The 6,635-nt window shown below is 39.7% G+C and carries 7 protein-coding genes and 3 riboswitches; of the genes, 6 read left to right on the forward strand and 1 reads right to left on the reverse strand.

The features are described from left to right. The first annotated feature begins 199 nt into the window (after positions 1-199). Positions 200-1,561, forward strand: coding sequence for an aspartate kinase (locus V7149_RS15080; protein WP_335346433.1), 1,362 nt, complete (start codon positions 200-202; stop codon positions 1,559-1,561). A gap of 35 nt (positions 1,562-1,596) precedes the next feature. Here V7149_RS15080 and V7149_RS15085 read toward each other — a convergent pair whose 3' ends face one another. Continuing rightward, positions 1,597-2,082, reverse strand: coding sequence for a QueT transporter family protein (locus tag V7149_RS15085; protein WP_335346434.1), 486 nt, complete (start codon positions 2,080-2,082; stop codon positions 1,597-1,599). An 8-nt stretch (positions 2,083-2,090) separates the two neighbouring features. Continuing rightward, positions 2,091-2,135: riboswitch (PreQ1 riboswitch) on the reverse strand. Between the two features lie 198 nt (positions 2,136-2,333). Beyond that, a riboswitch (glycine riboswitch) is annotated at positions 2,334-2,435 on the forward strand. Beyond that, a riboswitch (glycine riboswitch) is annotated at positions 2,436-2,531 on the forward strand. A 92-nt stretch (positions 2,532-2,623) separates the two neighbouring features. Between V7149_RS15085 and lpdA the strand changes: the two genes are divergently transcribed. The 5 genes from lpdA to V7149_RS15110 all read left to right on the forward strand — a co-directional run bounded on the left by lpdA (position 2,624) and on the right by V7149_RS15110 (position 6,393). Continuing rightward, on the forward strand, positions 2,624-4,024 hold the full coding sequence (lpdA, locus tag V7149_RS15090) for a dihydrolipoyl dehydrogenase (protein ID WP_335346435.1): 1,401 nt from the start codon (positions 2,624-2,626) through the stop codon (positions 4,022-4,024). 20 nt (positions 4,025-4,044) lie between these two features. Continuing rightward, positions 4,045-4,914: a formyltetrahydrofolate deformylase gene (purU, locus tag V7149_RS15095; protein WP_335346436.1), complete on the forward strand. Its 870-nt coding sequence runs from the start codon at positions 4,045-4,047 to the stop codon at positions 4,912-4,914. Positions 4,915-4,989: 75 nt separating this feature from the next. Beyond that, positions 4,990-5,148: an FbpB family small basic protein gene (locus V7149_RS15100; RefSeq protein ID WP_335346437.1), complete on the forward strand. Its 159-nt coding sequence runs from the start codon at positions 4,990-4,992 to the stop codon at positions 5,146-5,148. Between the two features lie 269 nt (positions 5,149-5,417). Beyond that, positions 5,418-5,558, forward strand: coding sequence for an FbpB family small basic protein (locus V7149_RS15105; RefSeq protein WP_335346438.1), 141 nt, complete (start codon positions 5,418-5,420; stop codon positions 5,556-5,558). 52 nt (positions 5,559-5,610) lie between these two features. Continuing rightward, positions 5,611-6,393: a TerC family protein gene (locus tag V7149_RS15110; protein ID WP_335346439.1), complete on the forward strand. Its 783-nt coding sequence runs from the start codon at positions 5,611-5,613 to the stop codon at positions 6,391-6,393. Positions 6,394-6,635: the final 242 nt, after the last annotated feature.

Raw genomic sequence — 6,635 nt, forward strand, 5'->3', positions numbered from 1 at the left:
GTAAAGTTGTTAATGATAAACCTTTTTAATAAAAAAACATTCGGAAGTGTCTAGAAGGGCCAAAATGATAATAGGTATTTAGAACTAACTTGTCCACTACTAGTAAACAAATGTCCTTATAGAGAGGAAAAACTCTTGATTATTTTCTGAATAGGAGTAAAATTAGGGATATATTTTTTACAGGTTAGGAGATGTCAGGATGAAAGTCGTAAAGTTTGGCGGATCTTCTTTAGCATCCGGAAAACAACTAGAAAAGGTCTTCCAGATTGTTGTTTCTGATCCCGCTAGGAAGGTAGTTGTCGTGTCTGCACCGGGTAAGAGATTTGGAGAGGACGAAAAGGTAACAGATCTCTTGATTGAATGTGGAGAGCTCTGTTTGCAAAATAAAGATCCAAAGAAAAAGTTCGATGCTGTTATCGAAAGATATGCTTTAATTGCAGAGGAATTAGATTTATCAGATGAAATTATTCATATTATTCAACAGGATTTACTTGAAAGGGTAAATTCAGATAAAAGCAACCGAGAGAGATTCATGGATTTACTGAAGGCGAGCGGCGAAGACAACAATGCTAAGCTGGTTGCGGCTTATTTCCGTAAACAGGGTGTGGAGGCTCACTATGTAAGCCCGAAGGAAGCTGGGCTTTTGGTGAGTGCAGAACCAGGTCATGCCCAGGTTTTGCCAGAGGCCTATGATCGTTTGTTTGAACTGCGTGAGCGTTCAGGCATCGTGATTTTCCCTGGGTTTTTTGGTTATAGCAAGGAAGGTGAGATTTTTACTTTTTCACGGAGCGGATCAGATATTACTGGCTCCATCCTAGCTAATGGAATTAAAGCAGACTTGTACGAAAACTTTACAGATGTGGATGCTGTATATTCAGTTAATCCTTTTATCGTAGAAAGACCGAAGGAGATCAAGGAATTAACTTATAGAGAAATGCGTGAGCTTTCCTATGCGGGATTCAGTGTTTTACATGATGAGGCACTTGTTCCGGCATTCCGAGCGGGGATACCTGTACATATAAAGAATACGAATAATCCATCGGCACCAGGCACTCGAATTGTTTATGAGCGGGACAATACAAATGGCCCGGTTATTGGGATTGCAAGTGACGAAGGCTTCTGCAGCATTTATGTTAGTAAATACTTAATGAACAGAGAAATTGGATTTGGCCGAAAGCTATTGGAGATATTAGAAAGCTATGGTCTTTCCTATGAGCATACACCTTCAGGAATCGATGATATTTCCATTATTTTAAGGGAAAATCAATTTGCTCCAGGTATGGAAGAGGAGATCATTGGTCGAATTAAGACAGAGCTAGATGCTGATGAAGTCGTGATTGAGCATAGTCTTGCGCTTATCATGGTTGTAGGTGAAGGAATGCGCCACAATATTGGTACAACAGCAAGAGCATCAAAGGCTTTGGCAAAAGCGGGGGTTAATATCGAAATGATTAACCAAGGCTCCTCTGAGGTGAGCATGATGTTTGGTGTGAAGGAAATCGATGAGAATCGAGCGGTCCGGGCACTTTATAACGAGTTTTTTGCAGCAGTTACAGTATGAATATAAAAAAGAGTTGGCACACGCCAACTCTTTTACTAAATGGCCTTTTCAAAATTTACACGTTTATTTAATGCATACATAATAGGCATTCCAACTGCCATTACGATGAATTCGCCAATAGCGGTTGTGAGCCATGTAAACATAAATGGCAAGCCAAAGGCAAGATGAAGCTCTAAGGCAATAAGGAACATGGTAAAGGTGAAAACAAGTGTGTTTACTACCATGCGTGCCCAAATATTTTTAATAAATCGGCAGCATGCAATCGTGATTAATAATGAAATCAGTGTTTGTCCGACACCGAAAATAAGATCGTACGCGACCATTGGTGAAAATAATAAATTCGTTAAAAATACACCTAATACCATTCCGAAAATATATTTCTTGTTAAAGACGATTAGATGATTAAACATTTCGGAAACACGAAACTGGATATTAGTAAATCCAAAAGGCTGGATCAGCATGGAGACAGCAATATATAAAGCTGCTAAAATGCCATTTCCGACAAGCGTTTTTACTTTCATATTAAATTCTCTCCTTAGTTTTTTATCGTGGGATGGTTACGAACCACGTGGGCGGGTACCCAAAGATAATATTTTAATAGGCAGATCAAATGCTGTCAATCTACAATTATTGTAAAAAGAGTTTGTGGTTTTCATACAGGAATGAACACTTTGTGAACTTTTTCCCAAAAAAGATTAAGATTCTGTAAAAATGCTTGACATTACAGCGCTAAAGTATTATTCTAAATTTATAGAAAATTCAATACAGGCGGATGACGGTTGTGGGAGAGAGCATTACGACAAGCCACCGAAGGAGCAAGTTCCAAAAAGACCCTTGGAACAAATCTCTCAGGTAGAGGAACCACAACGGGACGCATCTCTGGAGAGCTCGTAAAAACTAGACGACACCCAAGGGGACCCCATTATTAATTTGGGCTTAAACTCTCAGGTAAAAGGACAGAGAAGGGTAAACAATCTTACCCTTTTTCTGTCCTTTTTTTCGTGGATAAATTTAGGGATTGATTGTTAAAATGTTCACAATATATCCAAAGGAGAGAATGATTTGACCAAAGAATATGATGTAGTCATTATAGGTGGCGGTACAGGCGGATACGTTGCGGCTATTCGTGCCTCTCAATTAGGTTTAACAGCTGCGGTTGTTGAAAAAGGAAAGCTTGGAGGAACATGTCTACATGCAGGTTGTATTCCGAGTAAGGCATTACTTCGAAGCGCGGAGGTTTATGCAACGACAAAAAATGCAGAAGCATATGGTGTTATAGCCCCTGAAGTTGGACTTGATTTTTCCAAGGTACAGGCAAGAAAAGCTGAGATTACTGATCGCCTGTTTAAAGGTGTGCAGCACTTAATGAAAAAAGGAAAAATTGATGTCTATGAAGGAAAAGGCAGAATCCTAGAGTCTAGAAACATATTGGTAGATTTGAATAATGGGGAAGAGGAAATCATTCTTGCTCCTAAAAATATAGTAATTGCAACTGGATCACGTCCACGGACACTTCCAGGACTAGAAGCCGATGGAAAGTATGTCATGACATCGGATGAAGCGCTTCAAATGGAAGAACTGCCAAAGTCGATTATTATTGTTGGCGGCGGTGTGATTGGGATTGAATGGGCTTCTATGCTCGTTGATTTCGGATTGGAAGTAACAGTGATTGAATTTGCTGATCGAATTATTCCGACAGAGGATGTAGATATATCTAAGGAAGTACAGCGTTTAATGAAGAAAAAAGGGGTTAAGATTGTTACAGGTGCTAAGGTGCTTCCTCAGTCCCTGGAAAAAGGCGATGGTGTAACAATTAAAGCAGAGCATCGGGGCGAAGAGAAAACCTTTTCTGCAGACAAACTTCTCGTCTCTGTAGGCCGACTACCTAATATCGAGTCGATAAGTCTTGAGAACACGACCATTAACGTTGAGCGCGGGTTTATCGTTACAAACGAATACTATCAAACAGATGAGTCTAATATTTACGCAATTGGAGATGTCATTGGAGGATTGCAGCTGGCACATGTAGCTTCACATGAAGGAATGATCGCGATAGAACATATTGCAGGTAAAAATCCAACGCCGCTGGATCCAACACTAGTATCAAAATGTATATATAGCAGTCCTGAGGTTGCGAGTGTAGGGCTAACAGAGGAAGAAGCAAAGCTGCAAGGTTACGAGGTGAAAACAGGGAAATTCTCATTCCGTGCAATCGGAAAAGCCCTTGTTTACGGCGAATCAGATGGATTTGTGAAAATGGTTGTTGAAGAAGGATCGAAAAAGCTGCTCGGTGTCCATATGGTTGGCCCGCATGTGACAGATATGATTACAGAGGCAGGTCTTGCTCGCGTTCTTGAAGCTACATCAATGGACATTGCTAGAACGATTCATCCTCATCCAACGTTAGCAGAAGCAATCGGGGAGGCTGCATTAGCAGTAGATGGAAGAGCCATTCATGCTTAATTTTGAATTGAGGTGTTACAATGACAACGAGAGAAAAAGGAAATAGAGGCGTATTACTGATTTCGTGCCCAGAAAAGCCGGGGATTATTTCGATCATTTCCAATTTTTTATTAGAGCATCAAGCGAATATTGTTCACTTTGATCAGCATACAACCGACCCTCATGCAGGCAGATTTTTTATGCGGATTGAGTTTGATTTACAAAACTTTGACACATCTATTGAAGGATTGGAACAGGGTTTGCATGAAATTGCTCAAAATCATTCTATGGACTGGCAGCTTAGCAGTTCTAAGAAGAGAAAGAGGATGGCGATTTTTGTATCCAAAATGGATCATTGCCTTCTGGAGCTAATTTGGCGTTGGAAGTCAAAGGAATTGCCTGTTGACATCCCGCTAGTGATTAGCAATCATGCTCACTTAGCTGATGAGGTTGAAAGTTACGGGCTTCCTTTTTACCATATCCCGCTGACTCATGAAACGAAGCAGGAAGCTGAGCAGAAGACATTAGAGCTATTAGATGGGAAAGTAGACTTTATTGTACTGGCAAGATATATGCAAATTCTTTCGCCGAATTTTATATCGAAATATCCGAACCAAATTATCAACATCCATCATTCATTCCTTCCAGCCTTTGTTGGGGCCAACCCATATGTGAGGGCTTTTAACAGGGGAGTGAAATTGATCGGAGCAACCGCCCACTATGTAACAAATGATTTAGATGAAGGGCCAATTATTCAGCAGGATGTTCTGCGCGTAAACCACCGCTACTCGTCAGAGGATTTAAAAGTAGCTGGTCGCCATGTGGAAAGAACCGTTCTCGCGGAGGCAGTTGCTTGGCATGTAGAAGATCGTGTTCTTGTCCATGGGAATAAAACAATTGTGTTTGAGTAACAGCCTTTAGGGCTATGCATATTAATGGGGATACATTCTATGAAACATACAACATGAATAAAGGGAGATATTACAATGAGCAGAAAAAGAGTAACATTATCAAGTTTAATCAGAAAGAATAGAGAAGAACTTCTAAGAGACAGAGATCAGCTTGAGGAAATCGAAAAGCGTATTGATGATAAGCATATTATCACGAAAAAGAAAACTAGCCGTTATGGATTGGAATATAATTAGGTNNAAGTAATTGACAGAACCATTTATTTCAATTATGATTAATTTATCAATTAAATAGTTTCTCCTAAAGGGGAGTAGCTTTAACGGCAAAGTCGTCACTTCGGAGATCTGATCTCCCGGCATTGTCGGCAACTTATTATCGTTGTTAGCAAGACCTTTACCTATTTACGGTAAAGGTCTTTATTTGTTTATTAAACCTTTACCGCTTGCTGGTAAAGGTTTTTTTGTTTGCAAAAAAGGAAATGCTTTATAAAAAAGGGGGAAATAAAATGTTAAAAAGAAGAAAAGCTTCATTTGAACAGCTTTTTAAGGAAAACAAGGAAGAAATCATGAAAGATAAGGTTCAATTGGAAATCATTGAAAAACGACTTGAAAAGAAGGCTGAGTTAGCAAATAAAGTAAAGAAATAAAAAACGATCGCTAAGATGTAGTTCACTTTATAGGAAAAATGGAGGAGTAACAATGGAATTATCAATTTTATTAGAATATGGCTGGGTATTACTGCTGTTGATTGGGATAGAAGGACTTTTGGCGGCTGACAATGCATTAGTGCTAGCGATTATGGTTAAACATCTTCCTGAGCAGGAAAGAAGAAAGGCATTATTTTATGGGCTGGCTGGTGCCTTTATATTCCGATTCGGATCCTTATTTGTCATTTCATATCTAGTCGATATCTGGCAGGTTCAAGCAATCGGTGCACTTTATTTATTATTTATTGCCTTCAATCATATATTTAGAAAGCTTATCGTGAATAAGGGAAAAGAAAAAGCATCTTCCCAAGAGGAAAAGAAAAAGGCTGGCTTCTGGATGACGGTTTTTAAAGTGGAATTAGCGGATATCGCCTTTGCGATTGATTCTATTTTAGCAGCAGTTGCACTCGCGGTAGCACTTCCGGATACAAGCCTTCCGAACATTGGAGGACTTGACGGAGGAAAATTTATCGTCATTTTTGCCGGAGGATTAATAGGATTAATTATTATGCGATTTGCGGCCAATGTATTTGTTAATCTTCTGCAAAAGAAGCCTGGATTAGAAATTGCAGCGTTTATGATTGTTGGCTGGGTCGGGGTTAAGCTTTCGGTTTATACACTTTCTCACCCGGCATTATCCGTGCTCCCTTCTTCGTTTGCACACTCCATGGAGTGGAAAATCATTTTCTATACTGTCCTCATTTTGATCGCAGCAGGAGGATGGTTTTTTTCGAAGGAGAAAAAGGAAATGGCGACAGAAGGGAAAGCAAGTTAAGGATAAGACTTTGGAGGTTAACCAATTGGTTAGCCTCTTTTGTTTGAAGTGAAAGAATTAAATGCTTGTTGAGGGGTTCAATGTTGGGGTTTTGGATGGAACGGGCTCAAAACACTAACATAGAAGAGCCCAATGTTGGGGTATTGTAAAGATATGACTTAAAACACTAACATGGAATGGTCCAATGTAAGTGTTTTGGAGAGCTCGGGCTTAGAACTTAACATAGAAGAGCCCAATGTTGG

This window comes from Bacillus sp. JJ1503 (assembly GCF_036965125.1).
GTDB lineage: Bacteria > Bacillota > Bacilli > Bacillales > Cytobacillaceae > Cytobacillus.